Genomic DNA, 24,179 nt, shown 5'->3' on the forward strand with positions numbered 1-24,179 from the left:
CCTGATCTAGAGACAAAACTACCAGTTTGTCGGATTGTGGATGGTCGAGATTGATGCTCTGAAAGTCTGCCCAAAGCATATGCCGAAGGAAACTATGCTTATTATTCAAGTGCACGCGCTGGTGAACTTGCCCAACCGTCACGTGAGCTTCATTGACAGTATATCACCAAATCAAATTGGTATGTCAGCACGACCAACCACAAGGTTTGGAAGTTCGAATATTGGTCGAATTTTCTCTGTCAGTTTGTTTGCATTCAGAACCAACTTTGAGAAGCCACGCCCGACAGGCCAGACCTGTCGTTGGGGTAAAGTTAGCCTCCCAACGATCAGTCTTGTTGCTAAGCATTTGCGATGAAGACAAATTTGCGTTGAGCCAAAGCACGATAACCAAGCAAAGAAGCGCCAAAGCGATATGCACTACCGCTTTGGTTACAACACCGTGAGAATGGTGCCCAGCGACTTTCTTTGGCCTGATGACGAACATAGGCATCACTTGCTATCGCGTTGGAAAATCCAGTCGTGATCGGGATGGTTGTCAAAACGCCATTTACGCAACGGCCCTGCCATGACATTAAGATAATACATCTCATAACCATATGGGCTGCCGCACGGATGATGTCCCTTTGGCACCAGAACGACATCTCCATCAGACACAGCCATGGTTTCATCAAGCTCGCCATCCTCGGTAAATACGCGCTGGAAACCAAATCCCTGTTTCGGGTTCAAGCGGTGATAATAGGTTTCCTCAAGATAGGTCATATTCGGATAGTTATCCTCATCGTGGCGATGGGGTGGATAGCTTGACCAGTTTCCCTGCGGAGTAAAAACCTCTGTGACCAGAAGGCTATCGGCGATGTCTCTTTCTTCCATGGCAATCGGGTGGATATAGCGGGTATTCGCCCCTTTGCCACGTTCGACAAGTTCAATGTCGTCAATAACGCGGGCTGGATAATTGCCCTTGCCCGGTGCGGTACATATCGCAAGTGTGCAATCGGTCGTTGCCACTGCCTTCCAATGGGCATCGTTTGGCGCATAAACACATGCAGGCGGGATGCGTTCAAACACGCTCATGCGTTTACCGAGTTCGCCAAAGTTCTGCTCATCGACAGAAATCTCTGCCTTGCCTTCGACCAGCACCAGTATGACTTCACGGTCTCCGGTCGTCTCAGCGGCACTTTCACCTTCTTTCAGGTGATACAAACCAAAACCGACATAGCCCCAATTGGCATTCTCGGCAGTAATGTCATGGACCTTTCCCGCAGTTCCATTTGGCTTTCTCAACAAGTCGGCCATCAGGCGTCTCCTTTATCCAATCGGCTTTTCTGCGCCATGTCGCGTAACGATTTCAACCCCAGGGATTGATATTCAAATGGATTACGAACATTGGGATCTTGTTCGGCTTCAATCACCAACCAGCCCTCATAGCCATGTTCGGCGGCAACTTTCAGAACCGGCTCAAACGCAACGCCCCCCTCATGATCACCAGGCACTGTAAAGACACCTCGGCGCACACCTTCAAGGAAGCTAAGTCCTTCTTCGCGGACTTGTTTACTGATGGCAGGACGAACGTTTTTGCAATGGATATGGCCAACGCGCCCCATATAGCGGACGGCGAGTTCTTCAGGGTCAGCACCACCGAACCACGCATGCCCAGTATCCAACAACAGCTTGGTTTTCGGGCCGGTACTGGCCATGAATGCCTGAATTTCGTCTGCCGTCTCGACGATGGTGCCCATGTGGTGATGATAAACCAGATCAACCCCCTGCTCTGCACAACAGGCGGCAATTGCCTCGACATCAGCACCGAATTTGGCCCATTTGTCTGTAGCAAGAACCGGACTGTCATTGAGTGCCGCGTCATCATTGCCGTGAATGGCATTTGACGTTTCGCAAACGATGCACACTTTGCACCCCATTGCCTTTAGCAAATCAAGGTGGGGCTGGATGGCTTTTTTCTCGTCTTCAACCGAATGAGCCAAAAGGTTCAACGAATGCCAGCCCGATACAAACTTCAAACCGTGCGGATTAAGCGCGGCTTTCAACGCCAGCGGATCGGTCGGCATCTTGTGGCCTTTTTCGATGCCATCAAAGCCGATCTTGCCCGCTTCTGAAAGGCAGGTTTCAAGGCTGATTTCTGCACCAAGGGTCTGGTCATCATCATTCGACCAAGCAATCGGATTGGTACCATAAAGGATCATTATCTTAATCTCCGGGGCGCTGTTTTTTCAGCGCAACTTCATAATTTTCGCGGGCCTTATTGACTGCGGGACGAACCGATACTTCGGGAACGGCAACATCCCACCAATGTCCCCCGGCATCTGTACTTGGCAAAGGATCGGTATCTATCACGATGGCATAGGATCGATCCGACTTGCGCGCACGTTCCATGGCAGCTTCAAGTTCGGAAATTGATGCGACCTTTTCAGCCGTCGCCCCCATCGCCCGGGCATGAGCTGTAAAGTCAATCGCAGAGGGTTCGACATGCCGGGCGGTATCGAGCAGGTTATTAAAGCTTTCACCGCCGGTTGCCATCTGCAAACGGTTGATACAGCCATACCCGCGGTTATCAAGGATCACAGTGATGATCTTGTGTCCCAGCATCACGCTGGTCGCGAGTTCCGAATTCATCATCATATAGGAACCATCGCCCACCATAACGACGACTTCCCGGTCCGGGCAGGCCATCTTGACGCCAAGCCCCCCGGCGATTTCATAGCCCATGCACGAAAAGCCGTATTCAACGTGATAACCATTTGGTCGCGACGTTTTCCACAGTTTGTGCAATTCACCCGGAAGTCCCCCTGCGGCACAGACAACGATGGCATCTTTGTCCGTGCTACGTTGGACCGCTCCGATGACCTGTGCATCGGTTGGCAATTCATTTCCTGTCGGCATCGCAGTCACATCGTCAACCGCCTTGATCCAGCTTTGCTTGAGCACCGGGTCAACCGGACGCGCGACAAAATCGCCAAGTGCATTGTCGAGTTCCATCAGCGTCACTTTGGCGTCGCCCACAACGGAAATCGCATCATGCTTGTGCGCATCATAGGCTGCGACGTTGATCGACAAAATGCGGCGATCCGGGTTCTTGAACAGTGCCCAACTGCCGGTGGTGAAATCTTGCAAACGGGTGCCAAGTGCGATGATTAGATCGGCCTCTTCGGCGACAGCGTTTGCGCTGCTTGATCCGGTTACACCAATCGATCCAAGGTTTAAATCATCATCCCATGGCACGGCGGATTTTCCTGCCTGGGTCTCGCCCACAGGAATATTATAACGATGAACAAAATCGCGCAGATCGTCACAGGCGTCGGCGTAATGCACACCGCCACCAGCAATAATGAAGGGTTTCTTGGCAGACTTGATCGCGGCAACAGCGGCATCAATCTGATCAAGATCAGCACGCGGACGCACGCGTTTCCAGGTTTTCGTCGCAAAGAAGCTTTCCGGCCAGTCAAATGCTTCTGCCTGAACATCCTGACAAAAAGCCAAGGTCACAGGCCCACAATCGACCGGATCGGTGAGAACCGTCATGGCACGTGGCAAAGCAGATAAAAGCTGTTCGGGACGCGTGATGCGATCAAAATAACGGCTGACCGGCTTAAAGCAGTCATTGGCCGAAATGGTGCCATCTGCAAAATCTTCGACCTGTTGCAAGACCGGATCGGGTGCACGATTGGCAAACACATCGCCCGGGATCAAAAGAACGGGCAAACGATTAACATGTGCAAGGGCTGCTGCTGTCACCATATTGGTTGCCCCCGGCCCGATAGAGGTCGTGACCGCCATGGCCTGTTTGCGGTTGCTGGCCTTGGAATAGGCGATGGCGGCATGGGCCATCCCCTGTTCATTGTGCCCGCGCCATGTCGGGAATGTGTCACCTGCACCATGCAGCGCTTCGCCAATTCCAGCCACATTGCCATGACCAAAAATCGCCCAGCAGCCCCCGAAAAAAGGATATCCGTCCGCATTCAGTTGCTGGCTCAGGTAGCGGACCATTGCCTGTGCTGCAGTAAGACGCACAGTTTTCATGCTGCTTCTCCTGATTTTTTCCGTGCGACGTCCCAGATGTCGCACAAAGCACGATATTTCATCTTCATTTTGGAAACGGCATCTTCATCAGTCATCCGCCCGCCAAGCCATTCACGTGCAACCGATGCAAAGATTGAACGACCGACTGCAAAACCTTTAACCAGCGGATGGCGTGCGGCAACTTCGAAGCTTGCCGACAGTTCATCTTCCGGGGCCTCAAGGCCCAGAACAACGATGCCCCGACAATACGGATCATGATGCGCAATCGCCACGCAGGCATTTTTCCACGCCGCATCGGATGTCATTGGCTCAAGCTTCCACCAATCAGGATAAACCCCGATTTCATAGAACCGCTTGATCACGGAACTTGCCGTTTCATCGTCACATTTCCCAACCTTGGAGGAGACGATTTCAAGCAAAAGCTCAAGTCCATTGGTCCGCGCAGCATGTGCAAGTCGGGTCACCGTTTCTTCCTGCTGGCGTTTGGTGCTTTCATCATCATCCGGGTGATAGAAGCACAGTACCTTTACAACATGCTCAACAGGCCATTCCGCCAGAGCACTGCCAAAATCCATCCCGATTTCAAGTTGCAGAGGCCGCGATCCGGGCAGCTCGACAGGACGCCCGATCCAAAGCCCTGAGCCAGCCGCAGCATAAAGCGCGTCTCGTCCCAATCGCGGATCGCACAAAATGCCATATCCCGGCTTGTCACCCCCCACTTCCAATGCAGCTTTCAGGCACAGCTCCTTGAACGGGCCTATGCGATCACGCGACACACCCAATTCATCTGCCATATCTTCCAGTTGCATTCGATGATCGAAGGCAAAAACACGCATATCCTGCCAATCACGTTTCCGATTGGTAGACCAGTGAATTTGTTCAAGTTCGGGATCGTTGCGTAGTGCTGGCGTTTTGATGCCACGGTCGAAAAAGAATTGAAGTTCTTCCCAACTGGGATAGGCCGGTGTGCATCCGTGCCGTGACACGGCAAAAGCACCGCACGCATTTGCGTATTTAAGCGACGTCTCCCAATCCTGATCGGTCAGCCAACCTTTCAGAAGGCCTGACATAAATCCATCACCTGCACCAAGAACATTGAAAACCTCAACCGGGAATCCTGGGCCGGAAATGCCGTCATCAAGGCTTTTGCCTATCGCATCGGTAAAGGCCACAGCTCCCATCGGACCGCGTTTACAAACCAGGGTCGCCTTGGACACAGTCCGGACGTTTTCAAGCGCATCAAGGGTATCAGTTGATCCGCCGGCAATGTGAAACTCTTCTTCGGTGCCAACGATCAAATCAAACAAATGCAAGGTTGCCTGAAGTTCCTCAGTAACCCGCTCTGACGCAATGAAGCGATTTTCACCGTCATCATGGCCCGACAATCCCCAAAGATTTGGTCGATAATCGATATCAAGTGCTGTTTTGGCACCTGTTTCACGTGCCGTACGGACAGCTTTCAATACAGCAGCGCGGGTTCTCGGATGGGACAGATGAGTACCAGTCACCGTCACACAACGCGCTTCTGCGATGAACTCGGGATCAATATCCTCCTCACAAAGCGCCATATCCGCACAATTTTCCCGATAGAAAATAAGCGGGAATTGTTCCTGATCTCTGAGGCCAAGCAGTACCAATGCTGTCAGACGCTCCGCATCAGTAACAACACCGCGTACATCAACGCCTTCGGCAATCAGTTGTTCGCGAACAAAACGGCCCATATGTTCATTGCCGACACGGGTAATCAAAGCAGATTTCAACCCAAGTCGAGCCGTGCCGCACGCCATATTGGTTGGTGAACCACCGATATATTTCTTGAAAGACGCCATGTCCTCAAGGCGCCCGCCAATTTGCGCGCCATACAGATCGACGGACGATCGCCCGATCGTAATTACATCAATAGGCTTCATTAAACTGTTCCTCCGAGCGAACCTTCCAACTCGGCAAGCTCCTGTCCACCGGCCATAAGATCTTGAAGTTCTTCGGCAGTAATCTTGCCACGCTCGGCAGTTCCCAAAGTGCGTCCACGGTTCAAAACCGTGAAACGATCCCCCACGGCAAGCGCGTGTCGCACGTTATGGCTGATGAAAACGACGCCAACGCCTTGGGCCCTGACCTTGTCGATCGTCGCCAAAACATTTGCAGTCTGGCGGACACCAAGTGCTGAGGTCGGTTCATCAAGGATTAGTACTTTGGCTCCGAAATAGACTGCACGTGCAATCGCAACAGTTTGCCTTTCGCCACCCGAAAGCGTCCCAACAGCCTGATCGGCACTGCGCAGATTGATCCCCATTTCACGCATGTGTTTCATCGTGATGGTATTTGCCGCCACATGGTCATAGCGTTTAAAAAGACCACGCCCTTTGGTGGGTTCGCGCCCCATAAAGAAATTGCGCGAAACCGACATGAGCGGGATCATGGCCAGATCCTGAAAGACGGTTGCAATGCCCGCTTCCATCGCTTCACGCGGGCTGGCAAAGTTCACTTCTTTGCCATTCATCCGAATAAAGCCCTTGGACGGTTTATGTACGCCCGACATGGTTTTAATAAAGGTCGACTTGCCCGCACCATTGTCGCCAAGAAGACAGTGGCATTCGCCGGGGTAGACATCGAAACTAACCCCTGCCAAGGCAATCACATTACCGAAATGCTTTTCTATATTGTCCATATGAATGATTGGTTCAGACATCTCAACGCTCCCCGGTTACACGTTTGCGAACAACGTTGTTAAACATCACCGCCAACAGCAGCATGGCACCCAAGAACACCTGGAACCAATCCTGATCGATATTCGTATAGGTCAGGCCGATCACAACCATGCCAAAGATGATCGCCCCAAAGAACGCGCCAATGGCCGATCCATAGCCACCGGTCAACAAACATCCACCAATCACAGCTGCAATGATGCCTTCGAATTCTTTCATGAACCCGCGGCGTGCGTCGGTGCTTCCGGCATCTAGAACCTGAACGATTGCAAGAAGTGCCGCACAGCTTGCCGTAAACATGAACAGCGCAACCTTGACCTTACGGACTGGGACACCGGAATTTGATGCTGCGTTGGCATCCCCGCCAGCCGCGAACACCCAGTTTCCCCAAGGGGTGCGCAACAAAACATAGGTCGCAACAAGCGCAAGTCCCACAAACCAAAGGATTTCAATCGGAATACCGGCAACCTTGGGCATGCCGTTCTTGAATGTTTCGATCAAACCAAGGGACGCGAACCAGGCAAATAGACCGCTAAAGGCTTCGCCACTAAAGACCGGTGCCAGAAAATCACCTTCGACGGCGTCACGAACACCACGCAGTTGGGTCGCGCCACCCGTCAACCATTTAAGCCCAACAAGCGAAATGCCACGCAAAATAAACAGAAATGCCAGAGTAACAATAAAGGATGGCAACCCGGTGCGAATGACGATCTGGCCGTTAACAGCCCCCATGCAGGCCGCTGCCACGAGCGTCATCGGGATCGCAACAATTAAAGGCAGACCGAGGTTGACCGTAAAGGCACCGAAAATCATACCGGCAAAAGCAACCATGGAGCCGATCGAAAGGTCAAATTCCCCACCGATCATCAACATGGCAGCGCCAATCGCAAGAATGCCAAGCTGCGCTGCGGGGCTCATAAAGTTCATAAACCCGGAAAGGGTAAACATCGAGCTGTCAGCAGTGAACAAGAAGAATATCGTAACCAACACAACGCCGGCTATCGCGCCAAGCTCGGGACGTTTCATCAGTCGGGCGATCAACGGTTCTTCTTTGATCCGTTCATCTTGATTCAAGGCGGTATCACCAGTCATTGCTTCCTCTCCTGATCTTTTTTGTGGACCGGGGCGAGACCAAAAATGACGCGCCCCGGTCAACCGATAGTTCTAAATGGCTTATCGAATGCCCTGCGCCGAAAGCTCGATAACCTGACCGGCTTTTTCACCGGTAATCAGGTTCGGACCAGACGGAACGTTGCCGCCCGGAATAAGCCCGTACTGCGCGTTCAAGGAAAGGAACGTTACTGGCAGGTACCCCTGAAGGAACTGCTGCTGGTCGATTGCGAATGCTGCATCGCCGGCAACAACCGATTCAAGGAAGCTTGCCGAAAGATCGAAGGTAGCAACATTGACCGTATCGCTGCGACCAACAGCTTTGACAGCGGCCACCGCCGGTTCGCCTGCAGTGCCGGCACCAAGCGCCATAACAGTGTCAACGTCTTCGTTTGCTTCGAGTGCTGCGCGGACTTTACTTTCGATCTCGGTCGGGTCATTGGTGGTCGGAAGAACAGTGACTTCACCGCCAAAACCTTCGGCAAAGCCGGCACACCGCTGATCAAGTGATACGTTGCCGACTTCTTGGTTCACACAGATACCGTTTGAACCACCCATCGCAGCAAGTTTTTCGCCTGCGACCTTGCCGGCTGTGAATTCATCCTGACCGACATGCAAAAGCGCGCCGAGCTGTTTGGAAACATCAGAACCCGCATTCATGGAAATCACCGGGATGCCAGCCTGAACCGCACGTTCGATCGACGGGCCAAGCGCATCCGCATCCGGAATGGAAATAACGAGCCCATCGGGCTCCTGGTTGACAGCTGCATCAATCAACTGGCTCATCGCAACCATGTCAAAGGTCTCCGGCGAGCGATACTCAACATTGGCACCAGTATCGGCGGCGGCTTTCTCGACGCCGTTCTTGACCACAGACCAGAACGGATCGTTGGCCTGACCATGTGCAACAACGACAATATCAGTAGCCATTGCTGGCACTGCAGCCAGCATCGTGACGGCAGCAACAAGGCCGCCTGCGAACTTCTTCATGATTTTCCTCCCTACGAGGTTTTGTTGTTTGCGGCGTGATTACCGCCTAAAATCCGGTGTTTTCCACCGAATATCAGTTCGCCAAAGCGCGAAAGCCTCTTACGGACTTTTCAAGTTGTGCTTCGACGATATCCCTGAAACCGGGGCCCTTGTCCGGTGTAAACGGATTGGGACCAGGCGCATTAACTTCAAAAATGACAGGTCCGGCATAAGCGATCTGATCAAGTGATCTGATTTGCGCGGCAAAATCTGTGTGGCCCTCACCAACACCGGCACGGTTGCTGTCTGCAGCGTGATAAAGGCCGATTTTGTCGCCCCCGCGCAGCAATGCGGCAGCCGGATTTTCTTCTTCGATATTCATGTGATAAGCATCAGGCAGAAGCTTGAGGTTTTCAGCACCGACCGCTTCAAGAAAGGCCAGACCTTCCTCAACTGTGCGAACCTGATGGGTTTCATACCGATTGAGGATTTCAAACACGACAGCAAGGCCGCGTTTCTTGGCAAAGTCACAAATCTGGCGCGTGGCATCAATCAACAAGCCATCTTCTTCGTCCTGAGACGTCACCGGCTTGATACGCGTCACCTGTCCATGGCAGGAGATCAGCGGATTTCCAAGTTCCTTTGCCCAATCCATCAAGGCATCATAATAAGCAATTGCTTTGGCGCGGATCGCCGGATCTGGATGTGAAATATCCGCATCACCCGGCGTAACCGAAAAGACGCTTAGGCCTTCATTGGCAAGAATTTCGCGTGCTTTGACTGGGTCAGTACCGGCAACATCGCCAAACAGTTCTACACCATCAAGTCCCGCCTTGCGCATATGCCCTGCCGTAACCGTCAATGGCGCATCGCCGAAAATCCAGGTACAGCATCCAAACTTTCTGTCCATGTTCAGCCTCCCAGAATTTCTGTTTTCACATCGACCGAACGCCCTTCGCGTGCTGATTTCGCGGCCGCTTCTGCCACGGCAAGGGCGTTGATGCCGTCCTCAAGGGTAACCGGGAGGTCGCTGCCCTCCTTGACGGCATCAACGAAGGCAGCCCATTCCTGTCCATAGGCACGGGCATAACGTTCAAGGAAAAAGTACTCTGGCTTGGCTGAAACAGCACCGCTGGTCGTGATTTTCTCGACAGTGTTTTCCAGAACATTCTGCGCTGAAAGCAACCCTTCGGAGCCAAGCAGCTCAACACGCTGGTCATAGCCATAAACAGCGCGGCGGCTATTTTTGATCACAGCCATGCGCCCCCCCGGGAATGTCAGGGTAATGATGGCGGTATCGAGGTCACCTGCCTTGCCGATTTCAGGGTCGACAATGCTTGAACCGCTGGCAGAAACCTTTTCGGGTAACCCGCCAAAAATCCAACAAGCCATGTCAAAATCATGGATCGCCATATCGCGAAAGATCCCGCCCGATACAGCAATATAGCTTACAGGTGGCGGTGCCGGGTCAAAGGAGGTGATCGAGAGCAACTCACCCTGACCAATTTCGCCATTGTCAAACGCACGCTTGAGTGCCGCAAAGTTTGGATCGAAACGACGGTTAAAGCCGATCATGATCGGCTTGTTGTGCGGAGCGCTGGCTTTAAGGCAAGCCTGGGCACGCGCCAGATCAAGATCAACCGGTTTTTCGCAGAGAACCGCCTTGCCCGCAGCCGTTGCTGCTTCGATCAGGTTCGCATGGGTATCGGTAGAGGTTGCAATCAGGACTGCGTCAATTGAACTGTCATTGATGATATCGTCCGTGGACATGGCCTTGATGCCATAAGTCGCAGCAAGCTTTGCCGCAGCATCTTCGAACTTGTCAGATACCGCAACCAATTCACATCCCGAATGGGCAACAATGCTTGCCGCGTGAACCTGACCAATTCGCCCTGCACCAAGCAGACCTACCTTCAACATTCAATTTTCCTTCCCTATCACGATGACCCTATGAGGGCCGTGCTTGGCTTTGTCTGCTGTTGCTTAAACCCGTGAGGTCATCACGTACCGGCAAACAAAGTTTTATCGCCGGACATCTAAGGTGCCCGTTTTGATATTGCCCGCTTCTGAGCTAGGTAGAATTTTTATTCTATTTTATATCAATATCAACAATTATTTTCTATTGCAGAGCAGCATCTCGCCGCGCGCCGATTGCCACAGCCATCGAAATCGCTAGGGAAATCGTCCCTGACAGGGCCCGGAAGGCACCGACATCGACCTCGGAAACAGCAAGAACCTGAGCGTCGATTTTACGCAACGGACTGCTCATGGTGTCGGTTATCGCGACAATTTCGCATCCGACTCCACGTGCATAAGTCGCAAGTTCGATCGTTTCCTGAGAATACGGTGCAAAGGTAATGGCGATAACAACGTCCCCCTTTCGGATGGCGTGACGTGGATTAAGTTTGCCAACGCCGTCGTGCAAAACTGCGGGAATGTCCATTTTCTCGAATGCATATGATAAGTAACTGGCAACCGGAAAGGCCCTCCTGAAACCGGCAATGTGGATCATCGGGGCTGCCGCCAGTATTGCAACGGCATCCTCTAGCACCTCCGGTGAAATGGAAGAGGCCAGGTTTTCAAGCGACAACCGGCCAGCCTCGACAAACTCAGCAAGAAGTGCACTTGGGCTGTCATCTCCGGTGGCACGTAGGTTCTCAAGTCGTGTTGCATAGTCCGGCCATTTTTGGGCGTATGTTTCACGGAAGATTTTTTGCATCTCCGAGAAACCGGAAAAACCCATCAACTGACAAAACCGCATGAAGGCAGAGGGCTGCACACCTGCACTTCTTGAAAGTTCGGCAACAGTTGATACGGCAATACGATCCGTATTTTGCGCAATAAATTCAGCACATTGCCGAAGCCTTTTGGGCAAACCGTCGGACATTTCCGCCAGCCTCTGATTAAATTCTTCGAGGGTTGCGGGGGCTGTTTGCTCAATCATGGCGTCATTGTTCCTAATACATTTGTGCTTGACGTGACATACGTTCCATGATCATCCAATAAATAGAATAAAAATTCCATACTTATGAGGCGTTGATGATGAAATCGCTTGGTATTGGCCTAATTGGCACCGGGTTCATGGGGAAAACACATGCTCTGGCCTTCCGCTCAGCGCGTGCTGTAATGGCAGATTGTCCGCAAACGCACCTTGCTGTTTTATGTGATACCCCCGCCGAGAAGGCAAAGCAGATGGCAGATCAGTTCGGATTTGCCAGAAGTACGGCCGACTGGACATCACTGGTTACTGACCCCGACGTTGATATCGTCTCGATCACAACGCCAAACACACTTCATTTCGACATGGCAATTGCCGCAATCAATGCAGGTAAACATGTTTATTGCGAAAAGCCGCTGGCACTAACGCTTGAGCAGGCACGCGAAATGCGTGATGCCGCCAGTAACGCCGGTGTCAAAACCATGGTCGGGTACAACTACATCAAGAACCCGACGTTTATGCATGCGTGCCGCCTTGTCCAAGCTGGCGAGATTGGCGACATCGTCCATTTCCGCGGTTGGGTTGACGAGGATTATCAAGCTGATCCAGACCTTCCCTGGACCTGGCGAGCAAAACTTTCTGATGCAGGTCTTGGCGCATTGGGCGATCTGGGATGTCACCTTGTCTCAATGGCATATGGCCTTACAGGCCCTATCGAAAGTTTGATCGCCGATATGCAAACCATTCACACCACACGCCCGCTTCCTGATGGAACCGGGCGGGCCAAGGTTGAAAACGAAGACACAGCATCTGCACTGGTCAGGTTCGCCAACGGCGCGCACGGAAGCCTGTCGACATCACGTTCGGCCTGGGGGCGCAAAAACCGGCTTGCTTGGGAAGTCCACGGGACCAAGGGGATGATCTGCTTTGATCAGGAGCGTATGAATGAATTGCACCTATATCGCAATACAGGTGACAAGGCACAACAAGGCTTCACCACAATCCTCGCCGGGCCGGTCCACCCGCCCTATGGCGAATTCTGTCCGGCACCGGGACATCAGCTTGGCTTTAACGACCTAAAAGTCGTTGAGGCCTCTGCCCTGCTTTGCGCCATTCGGGACGACAGCATCCCATACCCGAGTTTTGAAGATGCCTATGAATTCGAAAAGACAATTCATGCCATCGCCAAGTCTGCGACAGACGGCGAAAGAATATCGCTAGCAGTGACATAATCCACATTATGGGAATTCCGGCGGCCAAGATATCGGATTAGTTTCGAGTAGGAAAATTGAGAGCGATGGAGCAGTGACTAAGCTTTGTAAACCCTGCCCCACTCTGACGTGCCACAAAAGCGTACAATTCTATTTGGGCAGATTATTTCGGTATCTGCCCAAATAGTCATAGTCCGACGGAAGTAACTGCAAAGCTAGATATCAAAGTTAGTCGGAAGGACGATCATGTCGCGGATGGTCACGGTGCGCGGGCGCGACAGCATATAGATCACGGCATCTGAAACCTCCGCAGGATCAAGAAGTGCGCCGTTTTCCTTGGCCTTGCGCAAGTTTTCTTCCGGCCAGTCCGCCAGCAGGGCTGAGACGACAGGTCCCGGTGAAACTTGGGCCACGCGAATACCATGCTTATTCAATTGACGGCGCATGGTTTGAACAAAGCAGGTTATCGCCCATTTTGACCCGGAGTAGACCGGCTCCCAATGAATGGGCATATGTCCAGCAACCGATGCGGTGACGATGATATCGCCAACCCCGCGTTCCTGCATATGCGGGATCACGTCACGGACGTTCTTCATCACTGCATTGACGTTCAAATTCAGCATTCGGTCAATGGTCGCGGTATCGGTTTCAGTCAAATCGCCACCGATATAAGAACCTGCATTGCAATGCAAAATGTCGACGTGATCGACCTTTTGCAGGATTTCTGGAACCATCGCCGCACAGCTATCTGCATCAAGCAAATTGGTATGTTGGGCAATCGCATTTGGTCCAAGTTCCACTGTTAATTTCGCCAGCGCATCCTTGTTATAATCGACCATTATGACCTTTGCGCCTGCATCAAGCAGCGCACGTGTAGTCGCAAGGCCGATACCAGACGCCGCACCTGTTACAGCAGCAATCTTGCCCGCTAGTGATTGAGCCATAATTTATCTCCGAAAGAATAAGGATTTGAATTGGGATCAGACAGCGAGAAAACCGCCATCGACAGGAAGAACCGCGCCACTGACGAAGGACGCATCATCATCAAGCAACATGACGATAGACCGCGCGACTTCTTCGACCTCGGCAAAGCGACCATGGGGATGACGCACCATCATCGGGTCGCGTTTTGCCGGATCCGACCATGCGGCGGCAGCGAGTTCCGTCATAGTTACCGTCGGTGCCACCGCATTGACGCGGATGCCATGGGGACCAAGCTCCTTGGCCATCACACGCGTCGCGCCTTCCAGCCCGGCCTTTGATGCGGCGTAGCACATGTGGTCGACAAAACCGCGATGCCCGGCAATAGAAGTGACATTAACAATGGCACCGCCACCGCCCGCAGCAACACGCGCACGGGCAAATTCCTGCGCACAGACAAGGGCAGCACGCAGGTTGATGCCCATAACGGTTTCATACCCTTCATCGGTCATTTCAAGCACGCTCTCAAGGACATTGGTCCCCGCGCAATTGATCAAATAATCTGCCGGGCCAGCCGATTTCATGGCCTCACGTGCGGCCGCACTATCGGCCAGGTCAACACGAATACCCGTTGCGCCGACGTCGCTCGCCAACGCATCAAGATCGGCTTGCGTCCTCGCCATGGCTATAACCGAGGCACCGCGTTCGGCCATCGTCATGGCACATACACGCCCGATCCCCTTGCCAGCCCCGGTGATGATGACTTTCTTTCCTGCAAATGTAGCTGTCATAATTCAACGCTTTCCCTGATTTTAAAGCGCGCGCTGGCTTGTTTTTTTGACGGTATGTCGTTGCCTTGTCGCGTGCGCGCAGATGGTTATTTCATGGCTTCGAGTAAGAGTTCCGCTGTCAGGTCATCGGTCACAAGTGTATCGACCAGACCGCGCTTGATCGCCGCCTTGATGATCGGAACCTTATGCTTTCCCGCAGCAGTCAGGATCTTGTTGGGGATGTCTGCCAGCGCGTTCAGGTTGACGCCAACGGTGCGTGCATTGAGCGGATGTTCAATCTCGTTCCCCTCCGCATCAAGGAAGCGACCCAGCACATCACCAACAGCCCCGGCATCGCGCAATTCCTGCATTGTCACGTCACGCGGCAAGCCGTATTTGACCATAAAGGACAGCTCCGAAACGTCGCCGACGACCAGTAAGGCCGCATCTGCCGACATACATCGCTCAATGTGCGAGGCATAGATTTCCTGACTAAGGAAGACGTCCTTGTCGACATCTTCGGGCAGATAAATCGGTGCCACCAGATGGGAATAATTGGCATCAAACCGTTCGGCAAAACCTGACGCGATGCTAAAGGCGTTAAAGGATGACCCAGCCGATGTTCCCCCCATTAGCGCCAGGATTTCAAGCTCCGGCATGGAATGCAGCGGCAAACGTTCCATCGCGCGCTGTAACGTTACCCCCCATGACACACCAATGCGTTTCCATGGCTCATTCTTCAGCTTTGTCGAAAGATAATGCGCCAAGGCCGCCCCTACCGGAGCGTGATAATCGTAGCTGGCTTGATCCACCGGCACCACAAGTGCCTTACCGACACCGGCCAGCTCGAGACGTTGTTGTGCTTCAAGACGGGTAACAAAAGGTGACTCGATCTGAATTTTAACAATGCCGAGCGATTTTGCCTTCTGGATCGCCTGATTAACCCGAAGGCGCGTCACCTTCATGGCGCGGGCGACTTCAGCTTGTGTCTGGCCGTTTACATAGTAACGCCAACAAACCTCGGTTACGAAACCTTCCCCATCCTCGAGCGGTTCTCTTGGCATGCTCTGCTTCCTCTCATAGCGCCGCAAATTGCGGCAGCGCGTTCGTTATTATTGGAAACTAACAAATGTAATTTACGAATTACAAATGAAAATTTTCACTTGCATGAAGTATAATACATATGCATTCTTCCTGCGACTGGAATCGCGATTCCAAAGCAACGCAAGATTGCTGATTGCGGTATCCCATCATTCCAACGGGAGGAATAACCAATGAACTTTGCACTCAAAGTGGGCGTGTCAGCCTTGGCGATGGCCGTCGCATCCAGCGCGGCATATGCCGATGATGCTTTCTGGAAAGAAGCCGCCAAGCCCTATCAGGATGTCACCCTGCGTGGCGTAACAGAATCCACTCCGCCTTCGAACTATATCCGTGAAGTCCTTGCACCGGAATTTGAAGAGCTGACCGGAATCCGGGTGGATATCGAAACCACGTCCTGGGACCAGATGTACGACAAGGCTATCAAGGATATGGAAGCTGGTACCGGCATCTATGACATGGTCTTCATCGAACAGGACATCGTCTATTCCTATCTCGCACGTGACTTCCTGACCGACACCACCAAACTTCTGGCCGACAATCCGGACCTGAAGGCACCGACCTATAGCGAAGACAACTTCACCACCTTTGCGGACTATTTCCGGGGTGAAAACGGTGATCTTTACGGCGTCCCGATGGAAGCCTTCATCAAGATCTATCTCTATCGCACCGATCTGTTCAATGACGCCGAAATCAAGGCGGCCTTCAAGGAACAGACCGGCCGTGACCTTGTCCCGGCAACCACCCATGCCCAATATGCCGAAATCGCACAGTTCTTCACCAAATGGGGCGAAGATCACGAGATGGACCTGTGGGGAACCACCGCGCAGGCGCATACCGGTCACCCGGCATCATGGTACGAGTTCTTTGAATCCATCGCACCGACCTTCGGCGTCTACAATTGGGGCATCGACGCCGATAACAATTACGCTGCATCGGTTGCCAATGGCGGCGCAATGAACAGTGACGAAGCCAAGGAAGCGATGAAATGGTGGCTGAGCATGCGTGATATCGCCCCACCTGAAAGTAATGCATCCACCTGGACGGAAGTCGGCACCACCTTTGGCGCCGGTCGCGTAGCTCAAGGTCTGGTTTACGGTGAAAATGCCGGCTGGATCGCAGCGGATGAAACCAAGTCACTCGTCGTTGGCAATGTCGGTGTTGCCCTGCCACCGCTTCAGGATGGCATCATGGAAGAAGTCGAAGGTGGCGTGGGCTATATCGGCTATTACGATGGCGGTGCATTCGGCATTCCATCCACTTCGAAAAGCCAAGAAGCCGCGATGCTGTTCCTGCAATATATCGGTCAGGACGAAGTCCAGCCTGACTGGGCTGTTGCGGCACCGCGTGTGACCAACAAAACCACCTATGACGCCCCCAAAGTTCAGGCAATGAATGAGGAGCTTGGTGGCTATTACGACCTGCTGCGTGACAAGGGATACCTGTTTGCCGGTGCTCCGGCATATCCGTTCCATGCCCAGGTTCGCGAAGCCACGGCCCCGATCCTGTACCAGATCCTCACCGGTGATCTTGGCCCGGAAGAAGGGCTTGATCAGATGGCAGCCAAGGCTGAGTCCGAACTGACCGACCTTGGTTATCGCAAATAGGTCTGTTTCCTGAGAACATCCGTCGTGGTCGCTGCTCTTTAACCGGGCAGTGACCACGAAGCGGCTTGGCCTTTTTCGGACCATGACCGTCTGACTGTATCCTTTTCCAGGGAGTAGACGATGCAATCCAACAAACTCGGTTGGATCCTCCTGGCCCCGACGCTGGTGATCCTTTTCTTCTTCGGTGTTTTGCCGTTTCTGTATGTCGTTTTTGTCTCGTTCCACCAATGGAACCCTTTTGCGGCATCACCCGAGATGATCTTTAACGGGGCGGAGAATTTTCGCCGCATTGTCTTCGATGACGCCTTCCTCAATTCCCTTGGGGTAACGGTGGCGTTTGTTGTCTTTGCCGTGCTATCCGAACTGATCATCGGGTATCTTTTGGCACAAGCCTTCATGAAGGAATTCCCCGGAAAATCCATCTTCCGCACCATTCACACCCTGCCGCTCATCATGGCACCGATCATTGTCGGATCGGTATGGAAGCTGATGACCACGCCCTCGATTGGCATCATTCCGCACTATCTTGATGAGTGGTTCGGCATCACGATGAATATCGGCACATCGGCCCCGGCTGCCTTTATGACGATTGTCATCATGGACATCTGGCACTGGACGCCACTTGTTACGCTGACCTTGATCGCAGCCCTTGTATCCTTGCCGCGCGACCCCTTTGAACAAGCCCAGATTGATGGCGCAAACAAGGTGCAGACTTTCTGGCACATTACGCTTCCGATGATCATACCGGCAGTAGTAGCAACCGTCTTTATCCGTTTGATGGATGCCCTGCGTACAGTCGATGAAGTCTGGATGCTGACCGGGGGAGGACCTGGTTCATCGACCCGTTTCCTTGGTGTGCACATCTTCAAGGAAGTGTTCCCAAAAACCAATTACGGCTACGGGTCGACCATTTCCGTGATCGTGCTTTACCTGACCATCGTGGTCTGCTGGCTGCTTTATGTCAGCATGCTGGCCCCGCGCAAGAACCGGAAGGGATAACACCATGAAAAAGCGTAACCCGTTCCTCACGACACTCTTCTGGATTTTCATCAGTCTACTGACTCTGTTCCCGATCTACTGGTTGTTTGTTATTTCGGTCAAACCGGCTGTACAGCTTTTCAGCACCCCGGACCTGATCGTAAACAACCCCTATTGGGGCAATTATACTGAAGTACTCGGCAACCGGTTGCTGCGCAGCTACATGGTCAATTCACTTGTAATTTCGACCGGTAATGCTGTGCTCTGCACCGTGCTTGGCTTCTTTACCTGTTATGCATTGTCGCGCTTTCAGTTCCGCGGCAAGGAATCGATCTTTTTCTGGACGATTACCAACCGCATGGCACCGCCGGCGGTGTTCCTGTTGCCCTTGTTCCTGCTGATGACGCAGGTGTATCGCGTCGGGGACTTCACCTTGCTTGATACCCGCATCGGCATGATTTTGGTCTATTGCACCTTTAACCTGCCCTTTGCGATCTGGACCCTTCGCCCGACGATTGATGCCATCCCGCGTGAGCTTGATGAAGCCGCCTATGTCGATGGCGCCAGCCCTTGGAAAGTCATTACCGAAGTCGTCTTCCCTCTGTGCCGACCGGGACTGGCGGTGACCCTTATCCTGACCTGGGTGTTTGCCTGGAACGAATATCTTCTGGCCGCAACACTCACCAACTTCGAGGCCCGCACGCTGACCACCGGTCTTTCGGAATATGTCACCACCACGGGGACTGAGTGGGGAATCATGGCGACCATTTCGGTCTTTACCCTGATCCCGGCTTTGATCGTGTTTGGACTGGTGCAGAAACACATTGTCGCAGGCCTGACCTTTGGCGCGGTGAAAGGATAACACCATGACCGAACAAAACGCGACGCAGCACGACACCGCACCTCTGAGCGAGGAAGAAAACGAAAAGAAACCAATCGCGACGCAAGAAAGCCAAGGCTTTTTGCCGATTGAAACCAACGCCTTTGATCGTTGCTTCATTTCAGTCGTGATCTGGGTAGCGATGTCGCTTTTCTGGTTCCGCTTTATTGAACCGATGGGACTGTCGATATGGATTTCAAACGTCATTGCCCTTGCGATTGCCATCCACATTGTCAGGAAAGGATAAGTCATGAAATCCCTGGTTCTTGAAAAAAAAGATGACATAACCCTGCGTGACTTTCCTGCCATTGACCGCGTGGAAGAACTCCTTGGTCCGCATGATGTTCGCATCAAAATGCACACTGTCGGCATCTGTGGCTCCGATGTGCATTACTATACCCATGGCCGCATCGGCCCGTTTGTTGTCAGAGAGCCGATGATTTTGGGTCACGAGGCATCCGGCTCAGTCATCGAAATCGGAAGCGAGGTCACAACCCTCTCGATTGGGGATCGCGTCTGCATGGAGCCAGGCGTGCCCAACCCCAACAGCAAGGCCACCCGTCTTGGCATGTATAATGTCGATCCGGCAGTACGGTTCTGGGCCACCCCGCCAGTGCATGGAATTTTGCGACCAACCTGTATCCATCCCGAAGCATTCACCTTCAAACTGCCCGACAATGTTTCATTTGCCGAGGCCGCCATGGTTGAACCGCTCGCTGTCGGTGTCCATGCTGCAACCAAGGCCAAGATAAAGCCCGGTGACATTGCCCTTGTTATTGGTGCTGGCCCGATCGGACTTGTCACCGCACTTTCTGCCCTTGCTGGCGGATGTGCGCAGGTCTATGTCGCAGACCTTGCGGAAAAGAAACTCGAAATTGCAGCATCACTCAGCACGGCAATCACCCCGATTGACGTCAAGTCCCAAGACATTACCGAAATCGTCAAACGCGAAACCGATGGCTGGGGGGCGGATGTCGTCTTTGAAGCTACCGGCTCACCAAAGGCAGCAGCAGGTGTGTTTGAACCGCTCTGCCCGGGTGGATGTGTTGTGATGATTGGCGGGCAGCCCGATCCAATCAGCTATGACGCAGGTGCAGCAATGATCCGCGAAGCCCGGGTCGAGAACATTTTCCGTTATGCGAATGTCTTTCCGCGCTGTGTTGCCATGCTGAGCTCCGGTGCGATCAACGTCAAACCACTTATTACCAGAACATTCACATTCGAAGACAGCGTGCGCGCATTCGATATCGCAGCATCCGCCCCACCAGCGGACGTCAAAATCCAGATCGAACTGCCGCAATAGGGAGAAGCCGTATGGCCGACGTAAAAATAGAAAATGTAATCAAGCGCTACGCCAATATTCAGGTGATGCATGGTGTGGATGTCGACATCAAGGACGGCGAATTTGTCGTTCTCGTCGGACCATCCGGTTGCGGAAAGTCCACCCTTTTACGCATGCTGGCCGGGCTTGAGGAAATTACTGACGGCACCATTTCGATTGGTGGACGCGTTGTGAACGATGTGATCCCCAAGGATCGCGATATTGCGATGGTGTTCCAAAGCTACGCACTTTATCCACACAAAACGGTTTATGAGAATATCGGCTTCCCGCTCAAGATGGCCAAGCAGCCGGAAAGCGAGATCAAGAAAAAGGTCACCGATGCCGCCGAGATTCTTGACCTTGCTCATCTTCTTGACCGCTATCCTAAACAGCTTTCCGGTGGTCAACGTCAACGTGTTGCAATGGGGCGTGCGATTGTCCGCGACCCACAGGTCTTCTTGTTTGACGAGCCGCTTTCAAACCTTGATGCCAAACTCCGCGTCACCATGCGCGTTGAGATCAAGGAACTCCATCAACGTCTTGGTACAACGATTGTCTATGTTACCCACGATCAGATCGAAGCCATGACCATGGCCGACAAGATCGTTGTCATGCGCGATGGTCGGGTCGAACAGATCGGAACGCCTCTTGATCTCTATGATTACCCGACCAACGTATTTGTTGCCGGTTTCATTGGGTCACCATCAATGAACTTTGTCCACGGCAAGATCGGCGAGACTGATGGCAAGAAGTACTTTGAATCAGATAACGGCTTAATCCTGCCTATCCCCGAAACCAGTGCCGAAGTCGGTCAGGATGTCACCTATGGCATTCGCCCAGAGCATGTCGATATCGGCGATGCCGGCATTGCGATGAAGGTCGTCGTGGTCGAACCAACCGGATCGGAAACCCAGATTGTTGCAAAATCCAACGGCGATCTGATTGATGCCCTCGTCAAACAGCGTATCGCTGCCGGTCCCGGCTCCGAACTTTATTACGTGATTGACCCGGCCAACGTGCATCTGTTCGATCGCAATACCGAACAACGGATCTAGGGGCCGATAATGGATTTACCTGCTGCAGTCATTTTTGACCTTGATGGTTGTCTGGTCGACAGCGAGCCGCTGTCGCTTGAGGTTATTGCGACCGAAATGCAGTACCTTGGCATTGATGATGTCACCATCAATTATGTCCGCGACCGGTTTCTGGGCGTCTCAATCCAGGACATCTGCAGGCATGTTTCCAAACGGCTTGGCAAAGCTTGCCCTGATGATTTCACCGATCGCGTCGAGACCCGTCTGCTTGGCGAATACGAAACCCGGCTTCGGCAAATTTCTGGTGCCGAAATGCTACTGCGCCGCCTGATGGGAGCCGGTGTAAAATTTGCCCTGGCGACAGGAAGTTCTTTACGTCGCATGCGGGCCACACTTGAGATTTCTGGTTTGGCCCCGCACTTTGAATACACAGCCTATAGTGCCGATCAGGTTGCCAATGGCAAACCTGCTCCGGACCTATTCCTTTTGGCTGCCGGGGGCATCTCTGCCCCGCCAGAAAAATGCATCGTAATTGAAGATTCACCGCATGGTGTCAGAGGTGCACGGGCGGCCGGGATGACTGCACTGGGTTTTGTCGGCGGGACGCACCTGCATGACATTCGTGCTGATCAGGAGCAAGTACTTCATGATGCCGGGGCAACGGAAATATTTGAAAGTCTTCAGGAAATAGGAGACAAAATTCTGCTCAACCATAAGTAAGGTCATGCTATGACGTCACCACCAACAACGCGTTACTGGCTTCGATTTCCGCAAAAAAGGCTTTGGAATGACTTTTCTTGGTATTGACCTTGGAACCTCTGGCGTCCGTTTGCTGCTGATCAATGAAGACGGCCAACCAATCGGGGCAACCGAACGCGCCTACCATGCTGCTCATCCGCATCCGGGATGGTCGGAACAAAATCCGGCTGACTGGATCGCGGCCCTTGAAGAAGCCATCACCGAACTGCGCGACCAACATCCGCAATTCTCGGCACTTCGCGGCATCGGCGTGGCTGGCCATATGCATGGTGCGACGCTTATTGACTACGCGGGCCGCCCGTTGCGCCCCTGCATTCTGTGGAACGATACACGCTCCCATGCCCAAGCCGCCCGTCTGGATGCCAAGGATCACGTGCGCGCCATTTCCGGCAATATTGTTTTCCCGGGCTTTACAGCCCCAAAACTGGAATGGGTGCGCGAAAACGAACCCGAAGTTTTCACAAAAATCGCCAAGGTCTTGCTACCGGCTGCATACCTCAATTTCTATCTGACCGGGGACTATGTCGCCGACATGTCTGACAGTGCTGGCACATCATGGCTTGATGTCGGGAATCGCAGATGGTCTGACACATTACTCGAGGCTGGAAATATGCGCCCAGATCAAATGCCACGCCTCGTCGAGGGCACCGAAGAAGCCGGTCGACTGCGTCCCGCCCTTCTTGATAAATGGGGATTGAGCGGACCAGTATCAGTTGCAGGAGGGGCTGGCGACAATGCAGCAGCGGCTTGCGGAATTGGTGCGCAGGATGAAGGACAGGGTTTTGTCTCGCTCGGAACCTCGGGTGTGTTGCTTTCTGCACGTGACGGCTATCACCCAGCTCCGAAAACGGCCCTTCACACCTTCTGCCATGCCATTCCCGGCCGTTGGTATCAGATGGGTGTAATGCTCTCAGCAACTGACAGCCTCAACTGGCTGGCACGCATCACCGGCCAAAACCCGATTGAACTTACAGCTGAACTGGATGGCACACTGCGAAAGCCGGGCTCCGTAAGGTATCTGCCTTATCTTTCGGGTGAACGCACCCCGCACAATGATGCGGAAATCCGAGGCAGCTTCACTGGCCTGGCGACCGACACTAGCCGCGCAGACCTGACGCGTGCGGTGCTTGAGGGTGTTGCCTTTGGGTTGCTCGACAGTTTCGAGGCGCTTGTCGCAACCGATGCAAAACTTAATCAATTGATCGCCATTGGCGGCGGATCGGCGTCGCGCTACTGGATCGAATTGATCGCAACCGCCCTTGGCGTCCCCCTGTCACTACCTAAAAGCGGCGAATTCGGTGCTGCCCTTGGTGCGGCACGTCTTGGTATGACCGCAGCGACTGGCACCACGTCAGACAGTATCATGACCATCCCTGAAACACGCGAAACCATCGAACCCAATCAAGCACTTCGTTCTGCATTTGACGAAGCGTATCAAGGCTTCCGCGCCGCCTACCCGGCCATCAAAGCCTGCCAGTAACTGTTTTTACTAAGGAAAATGGCGACCCCTGCAGGACTCGAACCAGCAACCTAAAGATAAAAATTCCGTGCCTTTTCCTTTAAAATCAACGCCCGTTAGTCACTGTTCTTGCTTTACCCACAGCTATATAAATCAAATAGTTACACGTTAAGCGTCCAACCATTTTTTAAGGCAAAGATCATAACCTGAACAGATCGCGACTGCCGCAATCAAGGTGTATTGACGTTGTACCTCTGATCCACGGTACAGACTTCGGCGGCTTACTGGCTGACAAAGCATTCGACTTCAACTGGATAATAGATAAACTCATTAAACGCGGTGCCATGATCTATGCTGTCGCTGCAATCATCAATGGACGTTGAT

Annotated in this window: 22 protein-coding genes; 9 read left to right on the top strand and 13 right to left on the bottom strand. The window is 52.9% G+C overall.

The window, feature by feature from the left end; translation table 11 throughout:
- Window positions 1-489: 489 nt before the first annotated feature.
- The 10 genes from iolB to JF44_RS0111245 all read right to left on the bottom strand — a co-directional run bounded on the left by iolB (window position 490) and on the right by JF44_RS0111245 (window position 11,760).
- Window positions 490-1,293, bottom strand: coding sequence for a 5-deoxy-glucuronate isomerase (gene iolB / locus JF44_RS0111200; RefSeq protein ID WP_033069084.1), 804 nt, complete (start codon window positions 1,291-1,293; stop codon window positions 490-492).
- Window positions 1,293-2,198 (bottom strand): myo-inosose-2 dehydratase, encoded by a 906-nt coding sequence (iolE, locus tag JF44_RS0111205; protein WP_033069085.1) that lies wholly within the window; start codon window positions 2,196-2,198, stop codon window positions 1,293-1,295. Before iolE ends, iolB begins: the two co-directional genes overlap by 1 nt.
- A gap of 4 nt (window positions 2,199-2,202) precedes the next feature.
- Entirely contained in the window at window positions 2,203-4,032 is a 1,830-nt protein-coding gene (gene iolD / locus JF44_RS0111210; RefSeq protein WP_033069086.1) for a 3D-(3,5/4)-trihydroxycyclohexane-1,2-dione acylhydrolase (decyclizing), read from the bottom strand.
- Window positions 4,029-5,942 carry a bifunctional 5-dehydro-2-deoxygluconokinase/5-dehydro-2-deoxyphosphogluconate aldolase gene (locus tag JF44_RS0111215; RefSeq protein WP_033069087.1) on the bottom strand — a complete coding sequence of 638 codons (1,914 nt, stop codon included), beginning with the start codon at window positions 5,940-5,942 and terminating at the stop codon, window positions 4,029-4,031. Before JF44_RS0111215 ends, iolD begins: the two co-directional genes overlap by 4 nt.
- Window positions 5,942-6,721, bottom strand: a complete 780-nt coding sequence (locus tag JF44_RS0111220) for an ATP-binding cassette domain-containing protein (protein ID WP_033069088.1) — start codon at window positions 6,719-6,721, stop codon at window positions 5,942-5,944. The genes JF44_RS0111215 and JF44_RS0111220 overlap by 1 nt, the downstream gene beginning before the upstream one ends.
- A gap of 1 nt (window position 6,722) precedes the next feature.
- On the bottom strand, window positions 6,723-7,829 hold the full coding sequence (locus tag JF44_RS0111225) for an ABC transporter permease (protein ID WP_033069089.1): 1,107 nt from the start codon (window positions 7,827-7,829) through the stop codon (window positions 6,723-6,725).
- 81 nt (window positions 7,830-7,910) lie between these two features.
- The gene (locus tag JF44_RS0111230; RefSeq protein WP_033069090.1) at window positions 7,911-8,837 is read right to left on the bottom strand and encodes a sugar ABC transporter substrate-binding protein; all 927 of its coding nucleotides are present in this window, start codon (window positions 8,835-8,837) and stop codon (window positions 7,911-7,913) included.
- 73 nt (window positions 8,838-8,910) lie between these two features.
- Window positions 8,911-9,726 (bottom strand): sugar phosphate isomerase/epimerase family protein, encoded by an 816-nt coding sequence (locus JF44_RS0111235; protein ID WP_033069091.1) that lies wholly within the window; start codon window positions 9,724-9,726, stop codon window positions 8,911-8,913.
- A gap of 2 nt (window positions 9,727-9,728) precedes the next feature.
- Window positions 9,729-10,736 carry an inositol 2-dehydrogenase gene (iolG, locus tag JF44_RS0111240; RefSeq protein WP_033069092.1) on the bottom strand — a complete coding sequence of 336 codons (1,008 nt, stop codon included), beginning with the start codon at window positions 10,734-10,736 and terminating at the stop codon, window positions 9,729-9,731.
- 199 nt (window positions 10,737-10,935) lie between these two features.
- Window positions 10,936-11,760 carry a MurR/RpiR family transcriptional regulator gene (locus JF44_RS0111245; RefSeq protein ID WP_033069093.1) on the bottom strand — a complete coding sequence of 275 codons (825 nt, stop codon included), beginning with the start codon at window positions 11,758-11,760 and terminating at the stop codon, window positions 10,936-10,938.
- 95 nt (window positions 11,761-11,855) lie between these two features.
- Between JF44_RS0111245 and JF44_RS0111250 the strand changes: the two genes are divergently transcribed.
- Window positions 11,856-12,986: a Gfo/Idh/MocA family protein gene (locus JF44_RS0111250; protein WP_238318432.1), complete on the top strand. Its 1,131-nt coding sequence runs from the start codon at window positions 11,856-11,858 to the stop codon at window positions 12,984-12,986.
- A 194-nt stretch (window positions 12,987-13,180) separates the two neighbouring features.
- On the opposite strand, the gene JF44_RS0111255 is transcribed toward JF44_RS0111250, so the two are convergent.
- The 3 genes from JF44_RS0111255 to JF44_RS0111265 all read right to left on the bottom strand — a co-directional run bounded on the left by JF44_RS0111255 (window position 13,181) and on the right by JF44_RS0111265 (window position 15,720).
- On the bottom strand, window positions 13,181-13,909 hold the full coding sequence (locus JF44_RS0111255; RefSeq protein WP_033069094.1) for an SDR family oxidoreductase: 729 nt from the start codon (window positions 13,907-13,909) through the stop codon (window positions 13,181-13,183).
- 36 nt (window positions 13,910-13,945) lie between these two features.
- Window positions 13,946-14,677, bottom strand: coding sequence for an SDR family oxidoreductase (locus JF44_RS0111260; RefSeq protein ID WP_033069095.1), 732 nt, complete (start codon window positions 14,675-14,677; stop codon window positions 13,946-13,948).
- 86 nt (window positions 14,678-14,763) lie between these two features.
- Entirely contained in the window at window positions 14,764-15,720 is a 957-nt protein-coding gene (locus tag JF44_RS0111265) for a sugar-binding transcriptional regulator (RefSeq protein WP_033069096.1), read from the bottom strand.
- Between the two features lie 210 nt (window positions 15,721-15,930).
- On the opposite strand from JF44_RS0111265, the gene JF44_RS0111270 reads away from it, so the two are divergent.
- The 8 genes from JF44_RS0111270 (at window position 15,931) to xylB (ending at window position 23,816) form a co-directional block, all read left to right on the top strand.
- Window positions 15,931-17,364: an extracellular solute-binding protein gene (locus JF44_RS0111270; protein WP_033069097.1), complete on the top strand. Its 1,434-nt coding sequence runs from the start codon at window positions 15,931-15,933 to the stop codon at window positions 17,362-17,364.
- 120 nt (window positions 17,365-17,484) lie between these two features.
- Window positions 17,485-18,363, top strand: a complete 879-nt coding sequence (locus JF44_RS0111275) for a carbohydrate ABC transporter permease (RefSeq protein WP_033069098.1) — start codon at window positions 17,485-17,487, stop codon at window positions 18,361-18,363.
- 4 nt (window positions 18,364-18,367) lie between these two features.
- A complete protein-coding gene (locus JF44_RS0111280; protein WP_033069099.1) occupies window positions 18,368-19,204 on the top strand; it encodes a carbohydrate ABC transporter permease in 837 nt (278 codons plus the stop codon).
- Between the two features lie 4 nt (window positions 19,205-19,208).
- On the top strand, window positions 19,209-19,469 hold the full coding sequence (locus tag JF44_RS0111285; protein WP_052065794.1) for a DUF2160 family membrane protein: 261 nt from the start codon (window positions 19,209-19,211) through the stop codon (window positions 19,467-19,469).
- 3 nt (window positions 19,470-19,472) lie between these two features.
- Entirely contained in the window at window positions 19,473-20,525 is a 1,053-nt protein-coding gene (locus tag JF44_RS0111290; RefSeq protein ID WP_033069100.1) for an NAD(P)-dependent alcohol dehydrogenase, read from the top strand.
- 11 nt (window positions 20,526-20,536) lie between these two features.
- A complete protein-coding gene (locus JF44_RS0111295; RefSeq protein ID WP_033069101.1) occupies window positions 20,537-21,598 on the top strand; it encodes an ABC transporter ATP-binding protein in 1,062 nt (353 codons plus the stop codon).
- 9 nt (window positions 21,599-21,607) lie between these two features.
- The gene (locus JF44_RS0111300; protein ID WP_033069102.1) at window positions 21,608-22,297 is read left to right on the top strand and encodes an HAD family hydrolase; all 690 of its coding nucleotides are present in this window, start codon (window positions 21,608-21,610) and stop codon (window positions 22,295-22,297) included.
- 67 nt (window positions 22,298-22,364) lie between these two features.
- Window positions 22,365-23,816, top strand: a complete 1,452-nt coding sequence (gene xylB, locus JF44_RS0111305) for a xylulokinase (protein ID WP_033069103.1) — start codon at window positions 22,365-22,367, stop codon at window positions 23,814-23,816.
- Window positions 23,817-24,179: the final 363 nt, after the last annotated feature.

The sequence above is a fragment of the Thalassospira australica genome, assembly GCF_000763295.1.
In the GTDB taxonomy this organism is placed as follows: domain Bacteria; phylum Pseudomonadota; class Alphaproteobacteria; order Rhodospirillales; family Thalassospiraceae; genus Thalassospira; species Thalassospira australica.

Excerpts from the sequence above, each read along its gene's own strand:
- iolB (WP_033069084.1), bottom strand. The coding sequence starts at position 1,293 with ATGGCCGACTTGTTGAGAAAGCCAAATGGAACTGCGGGAAAGGTCCAT.
- iolE (WP_033069085.1), bottom strand. The coding sequence starts at position 2,198 with ATGATCCTTTATGGTACCAATCCGATTGCTTGGTCGAATGATGATGAC.
- iolD (WP_033069086.1), bottom strand. The coding sequence starts at position 4,032 with ATGAAAACTGTGCGTCTTACTGCAGCACAGGCAATGGTCCGCTACCTG.
- JF44_RS0111215 (WP_033069087.1), bottom strand. The coding sequence starts at position 5,942 with ATGAAGCCTATTGATGTAATTACGATCGGGCGATCGTCCGTCGATCTG.
- JF44_RS0111220 (WP_033069088.1), bottom strand. The coding sequence starts at position 6,721 with ATGTCTGAACCAATCATTCATATGGACAATATAGAAAAGCATTTCGGT.
- JF44_RS0111225 (WP_033069089.1), bottom strand. The coding sequence starts at position 7,829 with ATGACTGGTGATACCGCCTTGAATCAAGATGAACGGATCAAAGAAGAA.
- JF44_RS0111230 (WP_033069090.1), bottom strand. The coding sequence starts at position 8,837 with ATGAAGAAGTTCGCAGGCGGCCTTGTTGCTGCCGTCACGATGCTGGCT.
- JF44_RS0111235 (WP_033069091.1), bottom strand. The coding sequence starts at position 9,726 with ATGGACAGAAAGTTTGGATGCTGTACCTGGATTTTCGGCGATGCGCCA.
- iolG (WP_033069092.1), bottom strand. The coding sequence starts at position 10,736 with ATGTTGAAGGTAGGTCTGCTTGGTGCAGGGCGAATTGGTCAGGTTCAC.
- JF44_RS0111245 (WP_033069093.1), bottom strand. The coding sequence starts at position 11,760 with ATGATTGAGCAAACAGCCCCCGCAACCCTCGAAGAATTTAATCAGAGG.
- JF44_RS0111250 (WP_238318432.1), top strand. The coding sequence starts at position 11,856 with ATGATGAAATCGCTTGGTATTGGCCTAATTGGCACCGGGTTCATGGGG.
- JF44_RS0111255 (WP_033069094.1), bottom strand. The coding sequence starts at position 13,909 with ATGGCTCAATCACTAGCGGGCAAGATTGCTGCTGTAACAGGTGCGGCG.
- JF44_RS0111260 (WP_033069095.1), bottom strand. The coding sequence starts at position 14,677 with ATGACAGCTACATTTGCAGGAAAGAAAGTCATCATCACCGGGGCTGGC.
- JF44_RS0111265 (WP_033069096.1), bottom strand. The coding sequence starts at position 15,720 with ATGCCAAGAGAACCGCTCGAGGATGGGGAAGGTTTCGTAACCGAGGTT.
- JF44_RS0111270 (WP_033069097.1), top strand. The coding sequence starts at position 15,931 with ATGAACTTTGCACTCAAAGTGGGCGTGTCAGCCTTGGCGATGGCCGTC.
- JF44_RS0111275 (WP_033069098.1), top strand. The coding sequence starts at position 17,485 with ATGCAATCCAACAAACTCGGTTGGATCCTCCTGGCCCCGACGCTGGTG.
- JF44_RS0111280 (WP_033069099.1), top strand. The coding sequence starts at position 18,368 with ATGAAAAAGCGTAACCCGTTCCTCACGACACTCTTCTGGATTTTCATC.
- JF44_RS0111285 (WP_052065794.1), top strand. The coding sequence starts at position 19,209 with ATGACCGAACAAAACGCGACGCAGCACGACACCGCACCTCTGAGCGAG.
- JF44_RS0111290 (WP_033069100.1), top strand. The coding sequence starts at position 19,473 with ATGAAATCCCTGGTTCTTGAAAAAAAAGATGACATAACCCTGCGTGAC.
- JF44_RS0111295 (WP_033069101.1), top strand. The coding sequence starts at position 20,537 with ATGGCCGACGTAAAAATAGAAAATGTAATCAAGCGCTACGCCAATATT.
- JF44_RS0111300 (WP_033069102.1), top strand. The coding sequence starts at position 21,608 with ATGGATTTACCTGCTGCAGTCATTTTTGACCTTGATGGTTGTCTGGTC.
- xylB (WP_033069103.1), top strand. The coding sequence starts at position 22,365 with ATGACTTTTCTTGGTATTGACCTTGGAACCTCTGGCGTCCGTTTGCTG.